Below are 20,914 nucleotides of genomic sequence, written 5' to 3'. Positions count from 1 at the left end.
AAGCTTATACGAATCTTGGACGATTGGTATAGGATAGCTATATAAAAATTTGATTTTCAAACTGCTATAAAGGGCATTTACACAGAAATAAAACGAAAGAAAACAGACCTCCAATAGGAGGTCTGTTGTTTGTAAGAGGGAGGTGTTTTATTTTAATATTGTTTTTTGCGTTACTCTCCTTCGCCTTCTCGGTATACGCTTTCTTCGCCTTTTAGGATTTGGAGATAGCTTTTGTAGCGAGACCAAGCGATTTCATCGCGGTCTAAGGCTGCTTTTACAGCGCATTGGGGTTCATCGGTATGGAGACAGTTATTGAACTTACATTGGTGTTTGAGAGCGAAAAACTCGGGAAAATAGTCGGTGAGTTCTTCTTTTTCGATTTCTACCATACCAAAGCCTTTGATACCTGGGGTATCGATAATGCGTGCCCCAAAAGGCAAATCGAACATCTCGGCAAAAGTGGTAGTGTGCTGACCTTGCTGATGTTGCTGAGAGATTTCGGCAGTTTTGAGATGTAAATTGGGAGCTATGGCATTGATGAGAGTAGACTTGCCCGCACCAGAATGCCCTGATACCACGCAGGTTTTTCCTTCCATAGTAGCTTTTACCTTATCGATATTTTTGCCCGTAGTAGCCGAAATACCTATACATTCATAACCTGCCTTGCGGTATATTGAAGCGAGGTATTTCACTTCGGTGAGCTCATCTTCTGTATAAGTATCTACTTTGTTGAAAAGCAATACGGTTTTGATACCGTAGGCTTCGGCAGTTACCAAAAAACGGTCGATGAAAGTAGTAGAGTTAGGCGGATTGTTGAGGGTTACTACCAAGAAAGCGAGGTTGATATTGGAAGCGATGATATGAGTTTGCTTAGAGAGGTTTACTGATTTACGAATGATGTAGTTATCGCGTTCTTTTATCTCGGTAATGACGCCTCTGTTGCTCTCTTCCAAACGAAAGAGCACGCGGTCGCCCACGGCTATGGGATTTGTGTTCTTAATGCCTTTTAGGCGGAATTTGCCTTTGATGCGACACTCGTAGAACTGTCCCGTAGCGACGTCCTTCACTGTGTACCAGCTTCCTGTAGATTTATAGACTAACCCTTCCATTTATTATTCACTTTTCTGTTCTTTTTTCTCTTTCTCGGGAAATACATTGGCGTATACTACTTGACTGATACTCTTTACGGGGTTGTACAGAAGAGATTCACTCAAAGCCGAGGCTGAGAGCCACTTTTCGGTTTGAAAGGTACGCTCTAAAAACAAGAACATCGACCCTGCAATTACAGCCACTTTGAGTAAGCCAAACAAGGCTCCTGCTAAACGGTTCAGAAGACCGAGTTCGGCAATTTTGAGCATCTGGGTAAGGACTTTAGCTAAGAGCATTACCCCCAGCATTAATACAACGAGGGTAATACCAAATGCAAAAATCTCCAAGGTTTGCTTCTCGGCAGGTAGAATCTTGTCTAACAACGAGGCAGTAAAGAACGAAAAGTGTATCGCCCCATAGATACCTATCACAATAGCTAATAGTGATGCCATTTCGATGATAACCCCTCGCATAAAGCCACGTACAGCTCCGAAAGCAAGAATTACCAATAATAAAATATCTATCTTATTCATTTATCAATTATATTTTAGTAGTATTTATTTTACGTATAAAATTCCTTTTTTGGTTTGTTGTTGTCCTTTGAAATAATAGGTAACTACATAAAAATAAGTACCTGCTAAGCGTTTACTACCTACCACTCCTTTTACGTTAGGATAGCCTCTGAAATAGTCACCATTTTGCTGATAGTGGTTATTTTCATACACTTTTAAGCCGATTTCATCAAAAATAAGTAATGAGATAGGGCGATCTTCATCGGCATTTTCTACCTTGAAATAGTTCTCGGGGTTAGTAGTTGAGACAGCATTATATATTATAAGTGTCGCAGAGGGTGATTTGGACGGGTCGGACGGATTAGGTTGTGGTTGCGGTTGTGGGTTGGGTTGAGGTTGTGGGTTGGGTTGAGGTTGGGGCTGGGGTTGAGGTTGGGGCTGGGGTTGAGGATTTTGAGCGTTAGGGTCAATAGTGATTACTTGTTCATAACGGTTTTCGTTATGAGCGCTATCTTCTACGAACCACACGTAGCGCACTATTTTTTTACCGTCTTTGTCTTCACTGCTTTGGCTAGATACTACTTGTAAAGCCCCATCACAATTATCGGTTGCAGTGAGGTTTTCTCTTACAGGCACATCGGCGTCGCTCTTTACGGTCATACTTGGAGGGTAAGACGAGAGTACTGGTTTTTGAGTGTCTTTGAGGAAAATTTGTTGGGTATAACGGATAGGCAAAGCTCCATCGACATAGGCTATCCAAGAGCGAGTGAGTTTGTAAGACTTACGGTCGCCTTCTCTAAACTCTTCTTCATAGTCTATGTGAATGTTATCGGCTCCCTCTGCTTTTACTTCAGTTTTAGCAGGAATACCGCCTCTGCATTGTACGTGTTTATCCTCAGGAAGAGGAGCTACAAATCGTAAGGTTTTAGTAGGTGGTTCTTTTTCGTAATAGATAAATTGCTGTGCTGTAGCAGAATAGTCACATTTATCTTTTGCTACCCATTTGCGCAATAAATAGGTAGTATGGTCTTCTTCTGAAAAAGTTACCTCAGCTACTTTGTTAGTTCTACAATAATGGGATTCGGCGGTAACGTTAGGTTTTTTGGGAATAGCATTCTTTTTAACAGTTATCACAGGCTCAGGCAAATTTTTAAAGGTAATGTCAGGGCTGTGCATATCCAAAGTGCCTGGGGTGTCAGTGCTCACAGCATAGGCAATATGGTTGAGTACTTCTATTTTAAAGAGTCCTTCTACAAAAAGATTATAATTTTTCCACCCTTTGGCTTGTGTAGGAAAAATGACCGTAGCTTGTCCGTTGTTTGGTATTCCATCAGCTAATACATATTTGTAGGTCTTGCCATTATCCTCAGAGAAGAGTATACGCACTTTGCTATCGTTGCCAAAAATATTTTTATCTACACTCCAATTAATGGTAACTTCTTTACCGCGTTTGTATTTTCCCGCACTACTTTTGCTTACAGAAGTAATCTTGAAAGGCGTTCCCCCTACTATATTTACTTTGGTTTCATAGACATCATAGAGAGGTACGTGAGGTTTTCCGTCTTTGTAAGCTCCTATTTTACCGTCGCATACGCCTAACCAAAAATTAAAAACGCCGGTTTCGTTTTTATGTGTGAACTTATAAGGAACAGGTTCCCATTCATTGTATCCATTTTTTCTATAGGGTTGATAGAACTCTATATGATTGCTCTCGGTAGGGCGATTAGAAGGGAAACGCGCTTTGCCAAATTGATTAAAGTCAGCTTGGTGTGCCATATAGAGAAGGGGGTCGCCATCGGGGTCGGTTGCTTCTATATTGAATTGAAAGTAAGTGTTAGGAGGCAGTTTGTATTCCTTCTTTAATGTAGAACGTTGGATTACAGGGGCACGGTTAGTAGAAACTTCACCGTAAGGAATATTGTCCTGTGGCAAACCTACCAACTGAGTACGGGCTTTATCGCTATAATAAGCATCGTGCAAATTGGTACGGTTGCGGATGGTATATATAGACGGAAGAGAGAAATAAGTGCCGTTAGGGTCATTAATATAGCTCATAATAGAGTTCCCTCTATCGGGTTCGGTGAAGGAAGATGCGGTTGTCCCTCCTAAGGTAAAAGTGTGTGCGGAGCCTAATAAGTGTCCTAATTCGTGAAGGATGATATAAAACTCGTGATTGGCGATACAGCCTCCTTTTAGCTTTCCTGTAATTTCACCCAAATGCGCCAAACCACGGTTATCACTGTATATAGAAAAGACAATACCTGCATCGTAATTCTCTTCGCCTATAAGGTTATTAAAATCTGAAGTCGCTCTATTCAATACCTCTCTCACCACAGGGTGATCGTATATTTCTTTGTCTTTAGTAGTGATGATAAGACGAGGGTCGTTCACCAAAGCAAATTGACAGCCAATCTCTCTACCGCATACCTCGTTGAGCCCTGCCTCTACTTTTGTCATAAATTCTTTTACCTTATTTATATCACCATAACAACGTTCCTTGTAAAAACTGTAATCGATGAGCATTGCCAAACGATAGGTTCTAAGTACATTGGTATTGTAAAGCACTTTTTTGTCATCAGACGGAAGTGCCTCTTCGTGCAGTATTGCCCCACGTGCAGCTGTTGTATTAGCAGGCGCAAGTTGCATAGGTAGTCTTTGGGAAGTGGGCGTTGTAGCTTGGGAACATTGTCCATCGGCGCAAGTGCCACAAGCGAAGTGTTCTTTATCGGTAGTAACTTTGATCATTCCATTTTCAGTGTTGATGAAATAAGAATGACCATCGTGCCATACTTCACCTGATAGGGTAGTTTTATTCATTGAGAGCGTTCCTGCAAAATTGCCATTGTGATAGGCAACGAAAGTGCGGAAGCCTTCTTGGGCAAGGCTATTGGGGCGTGCTTGCCAGTCGAGCGATACAGATTTTCCTTCGATAGGAACATTCCATTGTACTGAGGAGTTTGTACCAAAAAGGCGTATGACCTCAGTAGCTTTTTGTTGTGCATTTATGGTTCCTGCTACGAAGAACCAGAGTAGTAAAAGTCGTGATATTTTCATTTTTTGTTAGTTATTAGTCGTTAGTATTAGGTAACAGGTAAGAATTCCGATTATCTTACATATAGGAATCCTTTCTTTTCTTCTAAGTTACCATCTTTATAATAAATAACTATATAGAAATAAGTACCTGCAAGAGGTTTGTTACTTATAGTTTTTAGATTAGAGTAGCCCCTAAACACTTCACCGTTTTTGCCGTAATAATTGTTCTCGTATACTTTGAGTCCCATTTCATCGAAGATGAGCACCGAGATAGGGCGATCTTCGTCAGCATTTTCTATTTTAAAATAGTTCTCGGGGTTAGTGGTTGAGACAGCATTGTATATGATTGCTGTTGCATTAGGTAATGTTGATGAGTCAGAAGAGTCTGACGGACTGGGTTGAGGTTGTGGGGCTGGTTTGGGTTGAGGTTGCGGGCTAGGCTGTGGTTGGGGGTTAGGTTGAGGTTGGGGGTTGGGCTGAGGTTGAGGGTTAGGTCGTGGGTTGGGCTGAGGTTCTGGTTCTGGCGTAGTTTCAGGTTTTGTAGGGTCTTTTTGTATCATAAAACCTCCTACGTGATAAGGCCTTGTACAAGACAATGCATAAGCCAAACCATCAATCACTTCTATCTTGATGATGCCTTGTCCTCTTTGTTTGCCAAAATGTCCGCGAGTAGTACCTACGGATATATTGGGAAGCTCTACTTGGCAAGTGCCATTATTAGCTACTTCTTTTTTCAATACATACTTATAGGTTTTACCAGAGTCGGTTGAAAGAAGGATACGCACCTTACTATCTTTGGTAAAAATAGCCTCGTCTACCTGCCAATGAAGCAAAATTGTCTGACCTCCTTTGTAGGTCTTGTTCTGCTCCCAACTACCATTGTCGAAATTTTGTATTTCAAAAGGTTTACCTTTGACTATTTTCACTTGTACCTCTTCTACATCGTATTTCACTACGTGGTTGCTATTGTCTTTGTTATGATCGGCAACCGATAGCCAAAAAGTGAAAGTACCTTCTTTGTAAGAATCGGCAGATCCTATAGGCACAAAGGTATTGCGTTCTCTTTCAAACCAAGTAGTTTCAAAGCGTATATTACCATCAGATTTTCCTTTGTAGGTGATAAAACGAGCGTTAGATTTGGTAGAGTGAAAACGCCTATCAGCAGGGTGAGCTATATAAGTAAGCGCATCGCCTTCGGGGTCGGTAGCGTTGAGATAAAATTGGAAATATGTTTCTTCGGGTATGGTATAAGTTTTCTTTAAATGCGTTCTATCAAGCACTGGGGGGCGGTTGTTGTTCTTTACTCCATAAACAAGGTTAGAGCCTGTACCTTCTACGCGTTTACCTGCCTCTTGGGTACGCGCTTCATCAGCGTAATACGCCATAGAGTTACCCAAGAACTTGCGTATTTCTTGCAGACTTATAAGCGAAAAGAAATCGCGTGGGTGCTCGTGTCCATAACTCATAATTGATTGACCCGATCCAGTTTCGGTTTTACTAGAATATTGCCCTCCGTTAGAGAACGTATGGTCTGAGCCGAACATATGTCCTATTTCGTGGGCAATGGTAGAAGGTTTTATAGGGCGTGCAGCTGCGTTAGCTTTGTTGTGTTGCTCATAAGCAGCATAGCCCATCGCCAAACCATTGTAGTTCTCGCGATAATCGGTGAGGATAATTGCTATATCGTACTTCTTAGGGTCGTACTTCTTATTTAAGGTGATAGTACCGTTGTTTACCACTTCATTAGCAGCTTCCCTTCTGCGGAATAAATGATTTTCTTCAGTTGTAAAAATAAGTGCCTCATCATCTACCAAAGTAAAATCCACCCCCACATCATTGCGATATAACTCATTCATAAAGGCAACGGTGGCATACCAAAACGCTTTGATTTTATGTACATTTCTATTGAAATATGCCGAATTGTAAATGCTGTAATCCACCGGTATTGCCAAGCGGTAGTGCCTGAATACACCATCGGTGTGAATGAGCGCTTTAGGATAAAGTGAATTGTAAATCTCGGGTTGCTCGATAGGTGGGTCGTTCTTATCTTCATTGTCTTCGGGAAAGAAATTGCGGGCAGTGAGGGCTTGTTTTCCCAAAGAACTCGCACCACAATCGTGTTCATCGGTTACTGCCTCTACAGTGAGCATTCCTTGGGGAGAAGTTCCCAATACATAGGACTTTCCTCTGTAAAACACTTCACCGCTTAACTGCTGTTTGTCAAAGCTGATAACGCCTACAAAATGGTCTTGGTAGTAACCTACAAACGAGCGAAATTCCTTAGAAGTAGTTCGCGCTTGCCATTGTACGAGCATAGAAGGTGAGTTAGGAATAGGGGGAGCCCATTCTACAGAGGGTTTTTCAGCAAAAAGAACTATAACACTTTGGATATTAGTTTGTGCATTGGCTACCTCTATGCTTAGGCATAGCCAAAGTAAGTAGTGTAATATATGTTTCATTAGTTTGGTTTTAAAAAACGGCGCAAAGGTACAAAACAATTAACAAATAGCAAGCAAAATTTAACAAGTTATCTTACATATAGAAATCCCTTTTTTGTTTCTTGCTGTCCTTTGAAATAGTAGGTAACCACATAGAAATAAGTACCTGCTAAGCGTTTGCTTCCTATCACTCCTTTTACATTAGGATAGCCTCTAAAATATTCACCTTTTTGTTGATAATGGTTACTTTCATATACTTTCAAGCCCATTTCATCAAAAATAAGTAAGGTAATAGGTCGGTTTTCATCTGTATTTTCTATTCTGAAATAGTTATCAGAGCCTTTTTCAGTAGAAACGGCATTGTAAATCACCACTTCTTTAACAGAAGGAACTATTGGCGGTGTAGGTGGTTGTGGTATTACTGGGGTAATGATAATGGTTTGCGTATGCACTCTTTCGTTGCCACACACATCACGCGCTACCCACTTATAAACGACTTTAGAGAGCTTTCCGTTAGTGAGAGTTTCTTCTTTTGGTGTCATTATAACGGTAGGTTGTCCTGCACAAGTATCTTCTGCTGAAATACTCTGTTGTTGGGGGACAGGTGTCCCTTCTTTAATCGTGAGGTCTTGAGGTAAAGTCCCTACAAAAGTAGGTGGGGTGGTATCGGCTACGGTAATGAGCTGGGTATGGGTAAGAGTTGTGCAACCATCAGAAGCGGTAAAAGTACGTTCTAACGTGAAGTTGTTAAGGCATTGCTTGTTGAGTTCCTTGTCGGCGCGAGTAATCACTACCTTAGCACAGCCTCCTTGTGTTGTAGGGGTTTGCACAGCTGGAATAGCTTTGGCACAATCGACGGTTATATTGTTAGGAAGTGTTGCCCAAGTGAGAGGTATAGGAGTTGTTTTAGGTACAATGGTAATAATTTGCTGGTGGGTAGTAACATTGCCACAAGCATCTTTAGCTTCCCATATATAGATAAGCTGAGAGACTTTCCCATTAGTTTTTACTTCTTTATGAGAAGGCGTAACAGTAGCGGTACCACAATTATCAGTAGCGGTGAGCGTTACTTGGGTAGGGGTCGTTTCGCCTTCTTTAATACTCATATTTTGGGGTAAAGCCTCTACAAAAGTGGGGCGAGTTTTATCTATTACGTTAATAGTTTGAGTATAAGTAAGCGTTTGGTTACAAGTGTCGGTAGCTGTAAAAATGCGTTTGATAGTATAAGTATAGTCACAATTACCTTTGATACGTTCTTCTTTTTGAAGGGTAACCGCAGGAGTACACCCTCCTGTAACTGTAGGCAATACTACCGCTGGAATAGATTGCTCACACGAAAGCGTAAGATGATTAGGGAGAGATGCCCAAAGGAGAGGTTCAGGAAGGGCTGAATTCTTTTCAATGGTAAAACCTCCATTTTTAGGGTTGTAGTTAGTAAGGTCAAAGGCTAAACCATCAATTACTTCTACTTTTAATACGGCTTGGGTAGTGCTGATATTAGGCAAGGTAATTTCTTTACTGCCATTGTTATCGGCTTCTGCTACTACTATATGTTTAAACGTCTTACCTAAATCATCTGAGAGCAGGATACGCACTTTGGTGTCTTTGAAAATAGTATTATCTACGTTCCAACTAAGGGTGAGTCGATCGCCTCCTTTGTATTCGTTTTTTGGGGTAGTCGTAATTTTGAAGGGGGTACCGTCTTTTACCGTTACTTTGGTTTCAGCCAAATCGTATTGCACTATATAATCGGCTGACGGTTGGAGTGGGGCATCGCTCACTCCCAACCAAAAGGTAAAAGTACCCGTAGTTTGTTGTGCTAAGCCACTATTGGCTATTACACTACCTGAGTCTTTGTGGTACTCTGTTTTAATAGTTACAGGGTTAGCAGGAGTAGGTTTGTAGATAATGTATTGTGTTATAGGGGATTCAGCACCATTGCGCACATCGTGTTGATTTACGGCGTATAGCAGTTCTGCACTATCGGGGTCGATAGCAGGAATATAGAATTGAAAGAAAGTACCCTTGGGAATAGTATAATGACTTTTAATCTTGCTGTGGTCTATGCGAGGGGCTTGAGTAGTGAAAGTCTTGTCGTGAGCTTTCACGGGTACTTTCGTCAATAGTTCCCGTATGCGCTGAATGCTCGACAGCGAGAAAAAGTCACGCGGACTGCCATAGCTCATCACCGAAGTACCTCTGTCATACTCTGTCTTTTCACTATCGTAGGCTTCTGAGCCCTTATAGCTACCAAAAGTGTGTTTACCCCCGAATAAGTGTCCGATTTCGTGAGCTATGACTTCCTTGGTAAGTACTGCTACGGCATCAGCTTTGGTATTAGCCTGATAAACACCTTCAAGATAAGCTAATCCTCTGATTCCTTTTTTTAAGGAAGCGGTATATGCAAGAGAGATACCCACATCATAACTATTTTCTCCTATAAGTTCGTTGATAACCCTTGTTGAATTATTCTTAACGTAATCGGCATTGCGAAAGCTTGCAAAAGTCTCTTTGTTTTCGTCTTTGATGATGAGACGCTCATCGTTTACTAATTCAAAACGCACTCCCAAATCGCGTATGTACACTTCATTTAGGAAGTTTTCAGTATCTGCCCAAAACGTTTTTACTTTTTGTATGTTTTTCTCTAAGTGTTCTGTGCTGAAGGTGCTATAAGGGATATGCATCGCCAAACGGTATACCCTTAGTGTTTGCGTATTGGCAATGGTAGGAGCAGTTTCTTCGGCTAATATCGCAGGGCGTGCTGTTGAACGGATCGGGTGCGAATGAGGCGTATCGGTAGTGCCACATCGGAAATTCTTATTAGGCGAAAAGACCAATTGTCCTTTTTGCACGTTTATCTCATACGATGTATCTCGGTAGTGAAAACTCCCCGACACGCTCTGTCCTCCTACCGAAAGGGTCGCTACAAAATTGTCTTGGTAGTAACCCACAAAAGAGCGAATCCCCTCTGAGGCAAGAGAGGTTTTGCGCTCCTGCCACTGAATATCAAGCTGTTGCTGTTTAGCAATTTCTTTGAGATAAGTTTCTGCGGTTTGAGCATTCCCAAGGAAACCAATAGCTAATAATATGATTGTGATAATGTTTTTCATTCTTTAGTTTTTTAACTGCTCTATAAGCGCTTCTACTATAGCTTTTATAGGTGGGGACATTCGCGGTATAACAGAGTAAGCTCGTGCTATCAGTTGCAAACGAAGTGTCCTATAAGGTCTGTTTTCTCTCTTTCAAAAATATCCTCAACTTTATAGTACTCCATTCATTTGTTTTATTAGCGGACTATAATAATGTACTACTTTATCCATAACAGAAAGCCTTGCCATATCATCAGTACCATATAGCATTTTTTCTTCCTTTAAATACATTTTAATTTTTTGGTCTAACGCATCCTTCTCTACCAAATTAGTTAAAGTAGATTTTTCCTTAATAGCCCTTACTTTTAATGAGCCTACAATCTGTAATGCTGTATCTAAACTAATAGGTTCTTTCATCATATACCTTTGTTATTTTAATTCAATGAGCATAGGAGTTTTAGCAGATATTTCTAAAGTGTCACCACTCAGAGAGACCTCTTTCCCCGAGATAATATCTCTCCCCCTCAAAAATCCCGCCAAACTCTCGGCAAAGCGGTTGAGGTGGAGCATTTGGCTCTTTTCGCTGTTGTTGAGCACTACCATTACGGTCTCAGTATCGTTGTAGCGGAAATAGACATATACTTCATTTTCAGGCAAGTATTGCTTGGTCTTCCCGTAGTGAATTACGGCTTTGTCCTTACGCCAATTGAAGAGCTTGGCTGTAAAATCGTAATACTCTTTCTGAGTAGCTGTACGTCCAGAGGCTGTGAAAGCGTTCTGTGTATCGCCTGCCCAGCCACCAGGGAAATCCCGACGTATATCGCCATCGCCTTTGCTCTTGTCGCCTCCCATTGCTATCTCGCTACCGTAATACAATTGCGGAATACCACGCGCCGTTGCTAGCAATGTGATAATCATCTTATAATCCTCTATCTTAGGATATACGTGATTGATACGTGCCGTATCGTGATTTTCTGCAAAGATGAGCAGATTGTTGATGTCTTTATACAGAAAGTCGTTCGCAAAGTTGTCGTAGAGTTGCATCATACCTTTGTTCCACGAAGGTGTGGTACGGAAAGCCTCTCCTATTGCACCGAAGAGCGGGAAGTCCATTACCGTAGGCAGGTAGGTGTTATAGCTTTGTATCGCACTGATAGGGCTATCCTTTTGCCAATACGACACTTGTGCGCTTTCAGTAAGCCATACCTCGCCCATAATGTTGAAATAAGGATATTCATCAGTAATGGCTTTCGTCCATTGGGCAATACCTGCTTTGTCGTTATACGGATAAGTATCCACACGCAAACCGTCAAGGTCGGCGTATTCTATCCACCAAATTGCGTTCTGGGTGAGGTAGTTTAATACCAATGGGTTCGCTTGGTTGAGGTCGAGCAAAGAACGCGCAAACCAACCTTTTTCGCAGTACTTTTTGTCCCAGTCCGAGGCATTGCTGTCCATCTGAGTAGTTATCCTAAAAGAGCTCTGTCCATAACCAGGAAATTGGTGTAACCAGTCGTAGCAAGGCAAGTCTTTCAGCATCCAATGCTGACTGCCCCAGTGGTTAGTTACATAATCTTTGATGAGCTTCATACCGCGCTTGTGCAAAGCCTCTGAGAGCTGTCGGTACTCTTCATTCGTACCATAGCGGGGGTCTATTTTGTACACATCGGTTTGGGCATAAGTGTGATAAGAATGTTGTGGTTCGTTGTCCTCACATAAGGGCGTACTCCATATAGCCGTAGCACCTAAGGATTGTATATAATCCAAATGGTCGATAATCCCCTGAATGTCGCCCCCGTGACGACCGAAAGAATCTGAGCGGTTGAGCTTATCAGTAAGTGCGGGGTGCGAATCGTTGTCGGGTTTACCATTAGCAAAGCGGTCGGGCATAATCAGGTAAACCACATCGCTGCTGTCGAAACTCTTGCGGTAAGCCGATCCCTCACGACGCACTTTTAATTCGTAGCGAACACTGCCCACTTTCTTTTTCTTTTGCAATAGTGAAATGGTATAGTTGCCCGCTTTTTTATCTTTGGTATCGACGGTTACAAACAGATAGTTAGGGTTCTCTGTTTTCAGTATGTTTACAATAGGCAACTCGCTCTCCACATTGTACTGAGCGATGTTTTTGCCATAGAGCAATACCTGCACTTGGCTGTAGTGCATTCCTTCCCACCAAAAAGGCGGTTCTACACGCTGAATCTGAGCGTGAGTCATTCCAAAAGTAAATAATCCCATAAGGGTAATAATGTATTTCATAGTGTAAGTTACACGGGTGTTTATTCGCGCAAAGATAAGCATTTCTTTTTAAATAACAATGAAAAATAGTAGTTAATTATTTTAGATCGGACAAGTTCGACCCACAGAACGAGAGATACAGTTGATAGTAACAACATTGTAAGTTCTATTAGTATTCTATTAATCTTTGGTTAGTCTTCATTGTAGACCCACTGTAGAGCCACTGTAGAGCCACTGTAGAGCCACTGAAGACCCACTATAAAGCCATCATAGTTCCGTTTAAAGTCTATCTAATGCCTCACTCCTACTCAATTGTCAATTATCAATTGCGAATTGTCAATTGTTTTGTAACTTTGCCCCGTTAATTATATATCACTATGAAAATCGTTATCTCTCCCGCCAAAACCATTAACGAAACATCAGCCCTACCTACTACCGTACACTCTTCGGCTATTTTTCCAAAGGAAATTGGCGAGGTAAGCACTGCCCTTAAAGCACTCTCTCCAAAGCAACTTATAAACCTGATGCATATCTCCCAAAAGCTCGCCGATCTGAATTGGCAACGACACCAACAGCTCTCATTGCCTTTTACCCCACAAAATGCGCGTCCGGCGCTCTTTGCTTACAATGGCGATGTGTATGAGGGACTCGATGCCTATTCACTCTCCGAAACGCAAATGGATAAGTTGCAAAGGTCTTTGCGTATTCTCTCTGGGCTATACGGATTGCTTAAACCCTTAGACCTTATCGCACCTTATCGGTTAGAAATGAGCATCAAACTACCCGTAGGGAAGGCTACAAATCTATATGCTTTTTGGAAAGAAAAAATCACTCAGGCATTAAACGACGAATTGCAAGAAGGAGAATTGTTTATCAATCTTGCCAGTGAAGAATATTTTAAGGCAATTGATACCACAAAGCTAAAAGTGCCCGTGATTACACCTATCTTCAAAGATTATAAAGGAGATACGCTGAAAGTCGTTAGTTTTTATGCGAAGAAAGCGCGGGGTCGTATGGTGCGTTTTTTGGCAGAAAATGAGATTCGCTCAGTAGAAGATTTGAAAGGGTTTAACGCTGATGGATATGCCTTTGCAGAAAAGTTCTCGAAAGGAAATAACTTGGTATTTGTAAGATAAGAAATAAGAGGTATTTACCAATAAGTAATCTTTCTTTCGATGATATTTACCTCTTTTCCATCATAATAGACGGTTTTTTGTACCCAATTACCTTGTTCATCTAATTTGTACTTAAAAGTATATGTTTTTGGGGGTTGGTATTCTTCTTGTTTTACAGTAAATGTTTCAGGAAAATCTCCATTACCATACGTATAATTTAACTCAAAACCTTCAATTCCTTTCTTGTTGATTGTCAAAATATGGTGTTTTAAGAATCCTTCAGATGTATATTCATACTCTTGAAAGTAGTAGGCTACTCTATTAAAGATTTTGTTACCTTTTTTATCGTATTGATAGGTAGAAGTACTTCTTTCCTTACCCTCATCATCATAGTAAGTGCAATAGGTCGGTTGGTTATCTTTATTCAGAGTGCAAGTGCTCAAAAGGCGTTTTTCTTTTATTTCTCCGTTATATATATATTCTTGTCGAGTTTTATTTTTATCGTCATAGACAAAAGTATATTCGTATCTTAAAAAATCCCCTCTTTTGTATTCCTTTATATTGATAGGTCTATCCTTATCATCATAAGTAATTTTAGTAGTATATTTAATAAAATCATTTGTAGTATATTCAGTAATAAAGCCTTTGTTATTTACTGAAATATCCATTGCTTTTTCTTGTTCAAATATTGGAGTAGTTATCCATTTTGTTTGCTTTTCTGTACTCTCAAATACCGCATAAATTTGGATATTGACTGTTTTTACCTTTCCTTTTAAGAAAAGTTCTTTTAAGGTAGGAATTTCCTGAGAGTTGACTATTTGTATAATAAAGAGTGATATGTAAAGAATAAAGTGTTTCATTGTTAATTGTTAATTGTTAATTGTCAATTGTCAATTGTTAATTGAATCACCAGTCCTTCGTTACCTCGTACATTAAAGACGGTGTTGTCGCTAAAAATAAGGTATTGCCCTTTGATGCCCATTAGTTTACCACTATAAGTAGGGGTTTGCACCAGTTGCAGAGAGCGCACTTGGATAGGGTATTTTTCTACGGGGAAATGAATGTGCAAAGGAGTGATATCTTCGGTGATGTAGGGCTGTACTTGGTCGGGGACAAAGTCGCGCACCTCTAATTTTACTCGCAGTAAATCTACGGGGTTGATTTGGTTGGTGAGCATTTTGCGCCAATTAGTTTTATCGGCTATATGAGCTTTAAGAGCGACTTCGGCAATGCCTGCCAAATAGCGATTGGGTACTTCGGCAAGTATAAGCGCTTCGTGCGCTCCTTGGTCGATCCAGCGTGTTGGAGCTTGTGATTTGCGTGTTACCCCCACTTTTACGTCGCTGGAATTGGCAAGATACACATAATGCGGTTGCAACTGCATTTGTTGCTCATAGCCTAAATCGCGCTCTTCGATGTTTAAATGCGCTTTGCTAAGTTCGGGGTGCATCACCCAATCGGCAGTTTGAGGGACTTCAAAAAAGCACTCTTTGCAATAACCCTGACGGAAAATAGGCTTATTTTCCCCACAATTCATACACTGAAAGCGCACAAATTGGAGCGTTATCTCCTTTCCGATGAGTTGGTTCATCAGCACAAAATCGCCTTCCATTGGCAAATAATATCGTATGGGGTCTGCCCATTCGGTAAGCATTTTCCGAAGAACTCCTTGAAACATAGTTTTAACAGTGAAATGAGGGGACAAAGATACAAAAAAAGTCGTAACACAACAAGCAAAACGATTAGCAAATAGAGCAAACGCACAAAATTAAGAGTTAATGTCCGTTCAATATATAATTCTGATTTACAGTTTCTTTTTACAGTATACTTCTGTGAAATCTAAGCAACTTGTTGCTAAATTCTGTGGATAAAATGAATAGCATCTAAAATTTGTCTGTGAAAAATCTGTGTCTTCCGTGAAATCTGTGCGAGACTCTTTGTAGCGAAGCTATCTTTTTTCCTCTCGGCTGGTGCGTTTCTTATAGCTCGTACCTACCTTTGAAAGAAAAAACAGATTACAGCAGAAACAGAAGATATAACAGTGTTATTTTTTACACAAGTAAGGAAAGGTAAAGAGTAGAAAGTTTAAAGAAGAAGAGATTTAAAAAGAATTAAAATCTGTTGTTTTTAGCCCTAAACTTGTTAAAACTGTGTTAATTATTGTCTTAGTGTAGAGAGATGTAAAAAATCTTTACTAATTTTGCACCCAAATAATCACTAACAATGTCTTTTTATAAAACAAGAATGAAAAATATCACTAAAATTTTATTAGCTATAACATTTTTCTTAATCTCTTTTGAGGGGTTAGAAGCACAAGTGCAATCTTGTAATGCTATGCCTGAACCTGTGAACTACACACGGGTTGGAGCTCCAACTAATAAGAAAGTAACAGAGTTTACTACTATTAGAGGGGTACGGGTTGAGCGTGTTTTAGAAGCAGGGACACGAGGTATAGATAATATTCAGTATGCTACTGATGATAATACACCTGATGAAACCTATTGTGGTAAAGATCGTAAAACAACTTTTAAAGGTGGAAATAAGAAGTATCCCTTTATGGACTCTAATAAGGTAAAAAAGATTACCTATAAGTTTAGTAAGCCGGTAAATGATATTGAGGTTTTCTTAGCTGCTTTTGGGTATAATGGAGCACGAGAATGGTGGAAACAGAATAAACCTCACAAAGATGTTGTGAAATTCACCGTGAACAATGGAGGTGAAATAAACTTAGCCTTACGTTCTAGTTGTACAGCTGGTGCAGTCACTATTTCAGGTGATGTAGTATCATCTGAAGATAAAAAAACTACAGATGCAAAAGTTGGTATTTCCTCTTCTACACCTTTTACAGAACTTACTTTAGAATTTTTAGAACCTTCTGAACAAACAGGAGGCTATGGTTTCTTCGTGGAAATCTGTCTAGCATCTATTGTTACTCCTATAGAAAGTAGTACTTGTACTTCACCCATTATAAATGATCCTTTTACTACCTTTCCTAATCAAACAGTTTCTGTCGCAGGAATCTCAATCACTCGTAAAGCAGATACTGGTATTAATAAAGCGGGTTCTTTTTCTGGTTCTCATTGTGGTTCAACTAAAACATATCCAAGCAAAGATCCTTTGCTAAAAGATAGTAAGAAAATAGTGTATGAGTTTAGTACTCCTGTTAAAAGTGCAGAGATTTTCTTACTTGCCTTTGGTGATAATACAAAAGTTAATTCCTTCGATAAAGCAAAATTTGAAGTAAATGGAGGAGGTACTATCTCTCTTTCTAAAAGTTATGATTGTAATCCTATAGTATCTACGATCAATAATAACGTAGTAGAGAGTGTTAATAGAAAACTCACTACTGATGTGGGTATAAAAGTAGCTTCGAGCAAACCCTTTAGTAAAATTACGATTACTGATGTGGGAAGTACAGGATTGGGCTATTTGGTGGCTCTTTGTCCTACTTCTATCGTCAAAGCTACTGATGATGATATTTTTACAATAGATAAAACTCTTACTGCACAAAGCGTATGTGAGGACACTATGACAGGAGTTCCTCCTTCTTATGAAGCACAAGCTACTTCAAAATTCAATGGAGGTTCCTTTAAATATGAGTTACAAGCTAAGAAAAGTGGAAGCAGTTCTTGGCTAACTATTGCAACACAAGATAATAAAACAAGTGGTACTAATATTAATTTTGTAGAAGCTAATTTAGGTACATTACCTTATGATCAAGCTAATATCAGGGTTAAGTACACTTATAAAAATCCTTCTGAGTTCTCTGAAGAGATTGTGCGTTACTCCAATGTAGCTACCTTAACTGTAAGTGAAGCAAAAGTAACAAAACTTACAGCTACTCCTCTTTCTGTTACACAAGGAATTACTACCAATGTAGCCTATAGGATAGAAGGAACTTCTAATGCTACAGTTACTTATCAAGTAAATGGAGGTACACCTCAAACAGTGGGGCTTAACAATTCAGGGGTAGCAACCGTAACCCTCCCTACTTCACAAGCTACTACTTTTAAAATAACACGTGTACAAAAAGGAGCTTGTGATATTACTCAAAATAAACAAGTACAAGTAACAGCAGCTTTTAATAATGGTCTTTGTACAACTAAGCCTAATAGCTTGTTTGCAACTACTAATGATGCTACTTATACTATTAATAATATTACTGTTACTCGTAGCTATGTAGGTGGAACAACACCTAATAACTTCTTAACAAGTAGTTTAAACGATCCAACAGAATATTGTTCTGTATATCCTGCTAATTCTAATTATCCTTGGTTGCAAAAAGCAAATAATAGAATTACTTCTGTTACTTATAAATTTAGCCAACCTGTGAATAATGTAGAGGTATGGCTTTTGATAATGGGAAAAGGAGCAGTAGGTTCTGTTGATAAAGCTAAATTCAGTATCAACGCAGGTTGCGGAAATCCTACTCTGAGTTTAGTAGCTGATTGTAAAGGTACAGCTACGATTAATGGAACTACTGTAAGTGAAAATAATCTCATAGGTACAGATTTAGCAGTAAAAGTAACTGCCACTAAACCTTTTACTGAACTTACCATTACCGATGATAATAGTACTGCAGGAGGTTTCTTAGTAGAACTCTGTCCTGTTTCAATCAAAAAGCAAGGTACTGGTAATACCGATGCGGTAACCATTACTACGCAACTTACCGCTACAACTACTGCTTGTGTTGGGTTTACTACTACCCTTACTACACAAGCTACTTTAGCCAGTCCTTTCAGTGGTAGTCTCAATTACCAATGGCAAAAGTCTACTAACAATGGTACTACGTGGAGCGATATAAGCGGACAAAGTGGTAGTGCAGCTTCAGGTGCTAATGTCACCTATAGCTTTACGCCTGCTACTTCTGATAACAATGCGCTATACCGTGTAGCATATACTTATACCCACGCCGGTAGTTTCTGTGGTACGATGTCGCTTACTACCAATGCTACTAAATTGGTAGCTAACACAGTATCTTCAGTCATCGCAATAAATGCACCTGCTTATACTGATGTAGCTGTATGTGCAAGTGCTACAGGTACTACTACCATTACGGCTAAAGCAACCCTCAATACAGGTATGGGAGGAACTGGTGTTACTTATCAGTTGCAATACCGTCCTACCAATACTGCTACTTGGACAGACCTCTCCACTCAGAAATATCCGCTTGTTACTGGTGGTGCAGAAAGGACTTTTACAATAGCAAATGTAGCTTCTAACACAGGTTATTACCGAGTGAAGTATACTTCCGATGCCTCAGTATGTGGCGGTGGAGAAAGCTATTCAAATATATTTAAATTTACAGCTCTCACTGTTACCGATGTGCTTACTATCAACCCTACTACTTATCCTGATAAAGTAGTATGTACAGATGCTAGCTTTACTATCAATGCGCAAGCTACAGTAGCTACAGGTACTATAGCTAATGATGGAAGTGGTAATAAATTCGCTTATGAATTGCAGTACAAAGCCGATAATTCTGCCAATTGGGTAACCTATGTGCTCCCTAATGGAGGAGCTGCTCAAATCTATAGCAATAATAGAAAAGTAGGGGCTACTCGTGTCTTTACTATTAATACTGCCAATGTGGCTAATGGTGGTAAGTTCAGAGTGCGCTATGCTGTAGACCTCGTAGGTTTATGCGATGATATAACTGTATACTCTAATGAGTTTACTGTTACTAAGGCTTCAGTACTTAATAACATTACTGAGTTTTATGCTACTCCTGCAACACTCAATGAAACAGGAGCAACCAATGTAGTATATACTATTAAAGGCGTTCCAGGTACGCAGTTGCTACATAAATTCAATAATGGAGTGGCTACTGCTGCCTCTATACCACCAGGAGGAGTTTTAACCGTAACTCACAACGGACAAACTGCTACGGCTACCTTGGCAATTACACAAGTAGCCAACGGTACTTGTACCCTCACTACTAACTATTTAGTAGAAGTAGGTAAAGCAGGAGGAGCTTGTACTAGTTTCCCTTCACCTCAGTTTGCTAAAACAGCTACTGCAGCAGCACAAATAGGAGGACTAACAGTAAACAGAACTATTACAGGAACTCCACAGTTTTTTGACGCCTATACTTATGATTCAGGGCAGATGTGCCAAAGCACTATATTGGCAGGCTATCCTATAATGAAAGGTGGACAGGCAACTATTAAGTATACATTTAGCAAACCTATAACTTCTGTACAAGTATGGCTTTCAGGTTTCGGTGGTAACCCTAGTGTTGCCAATGCCGATAGTGTAACCTTTGCAGTAAACTGTAGTGGCACAGTAGCAGTAAACGCAGTAGGTTGTGGTTCCGATGCTGGAAAACTTACCGTAGCTGGTGGAAAAGTATCACACCAAGCCAATGTGTATACTCAAGCAAAAGTAGTCGTAACCTCTGATAAACCGTTCACCGAACTTACCCTTACCGACCCTGATAACAGTAGCGCCGGTGGGTATGTAGTAGAATTGTGCCCAATATCAGTAGTATCTGTAGGAACAATGAGTGTTACAGCTCAACCTACTCCTAAAACTATATGTGCAGGTGATGATTCAAAATTAGAGGCAAAAGCTATACTAACAGGTGTACCAGTTTCATATAGTATTAGTTACGAATGGCAACAAAGTGATGATGCTACTACTTGGATAAAAGCAGTAGCTCCAGTAGCCCCTGCTCCAACAGGAAGTGTACTCAACAATGGTATCCATACCTCTACGCTTACTCTTAAAAATGTACCAGTAAGCTATAACGGCAAGTACTTCCGTGTAGTATTCAAATATACTAGTTGTACTACAACAGTTGTTACTGCTACAAGCACAACAGTAAGATTAACTGTAACTACTGCAGCTACTCCTACAGTAAGCAGTACTACTACCCTTTGCCCTACAGCAAATAGTAATATTGTATCGTTTGATAATTATGTAACCCCTGCAGTAGGTACTACCTTGCGTTGGTATGCTACCCCTACAGCTACTGCAAGCACTACTGTAGCTCCTACTATCAATACGAATGTAACGACTCGTACTACTGCAACAGCCTATGTACGAGCTATCAATAACAACGGCTGTACTAGTGGCCTCGTAACTGTTACCCTTACAGTGAACGATACCACACCACCTGCTTTCAATGCTCCATCTGCTTTGAATATAGTGTGTAACTCAACTACAGCTACTACAGCTATCAACACTTGGTTCGGTACGGCTACTGCCACCGATGCTTGTGGTGCAATAGCAACTATTACAAATAACTATAATGCCCCAGCTGACTTTTGTACTGTACCTGGTGGCGTTATCACAGTTACCTTTGTAGCAAAAGATACCTTTGGTAATGTAACTACTAAAACATCAACTATTAAGTTAGCAGCTACACCTCTTACAGTAGCAAGCGATACCTTCACCGT

The 20,914-nt window shown here is 40.1% G+C and carries 10 protein-coding genes and 1 pseudogene; 2 read left to right on the top strand and 9 right to left on the bottom strand.

Annotated features, from left to right (window positions below; genetic code table 11):
- Positions 1-170: 170 nt before the first annotated feature.
- The 7 genes from rsgA to HMPREF9078_RS06235 all read right to left on the bottom strand — a co-directional run bounded on the left by rsgA (position 171) and on the right by HMPREF9078_RS06235 (position 12,462).
- A complete protein-coding gene (gene rsgA, locus HMPREF9078_RS06265) occupies positions 171-1,109 on the bottom strand; it encodes a ribosome small subunit-dependent GTPase A (RefSeq protein ID WP_009419855.1) in 939 nt (312 codons plus the stop codon).
- Positions 1,110-1,112: 3 nt separating this feature from the next.
- Positions 1,113-1,622 (bottom strand): CvpA family protein, encoded by a 510-nt coding sequence (locus tag HMPREF9078_RS06260; RefSeq protein WP_009419854.1) that lies wholly within the window; start codon positions 1,620-1,622, stop codon positions 1,113-1,115.
- Positions 1,623-1,646: 24 nt separating this feature from the next.
- Positions 1,647-4,655 (bottom strand): reprolysin-like metallopeptidase, encoded by a 3,009-nt coding sequence (locus HMPREF9078_RS06255; RefSeq protein WP_009419853.1) that lies wholly within the window; start codon positions 4,653-4,655, stop codon positions 1,647-1,649.
- 50 nt (positions 4,656-4,705) lie between these two features.
- Positions 4,706-7,093 carry a reprolysin-like metallopeptidase gene (locus HMPREF9078_RS06250; protein WP_009419852.1) on the bottom strand — a complete coding sequence of 796 codons (2,388 nt, stop codon included), beginning with the start codon at positions 7,091-7,093 and terminating at the stop codon, positions 4,706-4,708.
- 68 nt (positions 7,094-7,161) lie between these two features.
- Entirely contained in the window at positions 7,162-10,182 is a 3,021-nt protein-coding gene (locus HMPREF9078_RS06245) for a reprolysin-like metallopeptidase (protein ID WP_009419851.1), read from the bottom strand.
- 150 nt (positions 10,183-10,332) lie between these two features.
- Positions 10,333-10,578: a hypothetical protein gene (locus HMPREF9078_RS06240; protein WP_009417563.1), complete on the bottom strand. Its 246-nt coding sequence runs from the start codon at positions 10,576-10,578 to the stop codon at positions 10,333-10,335.
- 12 nt (positions 10,579-10,590) lie between these two features.
- The gene (locus HMPREF9078_RS06235) at positions 10,591-12,462 is read right to left on the bottom strand and encodes a glycoside hydrolase family 13 protein (protein ID WP_051035606.1); all 1,872 of its coding nucleotides are present in this window, start codon (positions 12,460-12,462) and stop codon (positions 10,591-10,593) included.
- A gap of 314 nt (positions 12,463-12,776) precedes the next feature.
- Between HMPREF9078_RS06235 and yaaA the strand changes: the two genes are divergently transcribed.
- Positions 12,777-13,535 carry a peroxide stress protein YaaA gene (gene yaaA / locus HMPREF9078_RS06230; protein ID WP_009419849.1) on the top strand — a complete coding sequence of 253 codons (759 nt, stop codon included), beginning with the start codon at positions 12,777-12,779 and terminating at the stop codon, positions 13,533-13,535.
- A 14-nt stretch (positions 13,536-13,549) separates the two neighbouring features.
- Here the strand turns inward: yaaA and HMPREF9078_RS06225 are convergent, their stop codons facing one another.
- Both HMPREF9078_RS06225 and HMPREF9078_RS06220 read right to left on the bottom strand, forming a co-directional pair.
- The gene (locus tag HMPREF9078_RS06225) at positions 13,550-14,374 is read right to left on the bottom strand and encodes a hypothetical protein (RefSeq protein WP_009419848.1); all 825 of its coding nucleotides are present in this window, start codon (positions 14,372-14,374) and stop codon (positions 13,550-13,552) included.
- Between the two features lie 23 nt (positions 14,375-14,397).
- On the bottom strand, positions 14,398-15,192 hold the full coding sequence (locus HMPREF9078_RS06220; RefSeq protein WP_009419847.1) for a DUF2797 domain-containing protein: 795 nt from the start codon (positions 15,190-15,192) through the stop codon (positions 14,398-14,400).
- Positions 15,193-15,758: 566 nt separating this feature from the next.
- On the opposite strand from HMPREF9078_RS06220, the pseudogene HMPREF9078_RS06215 reads away from it, so the two are divergent.
- A pseudogene (locus HMPREF9078_RS06215) lies at positions 15,759-20,914 on the top strand (hypothetical protein); the annotation flags it as partial.

This window comes from Capnocytophaga sp. oral taxon 380 str. F0488 (genome assembly GCF_000318255.2).
Taxonomy (GTDB): Bacteria; Bacteroidota; Bacteroidia; order Flavobacteriales; family Flavobacteriaceae; genus Capnocytophaga; species Capnocytophaga ochracea.
This window is presented reverse-complemented; position numbering and strand designations above follow the sequence as displayed.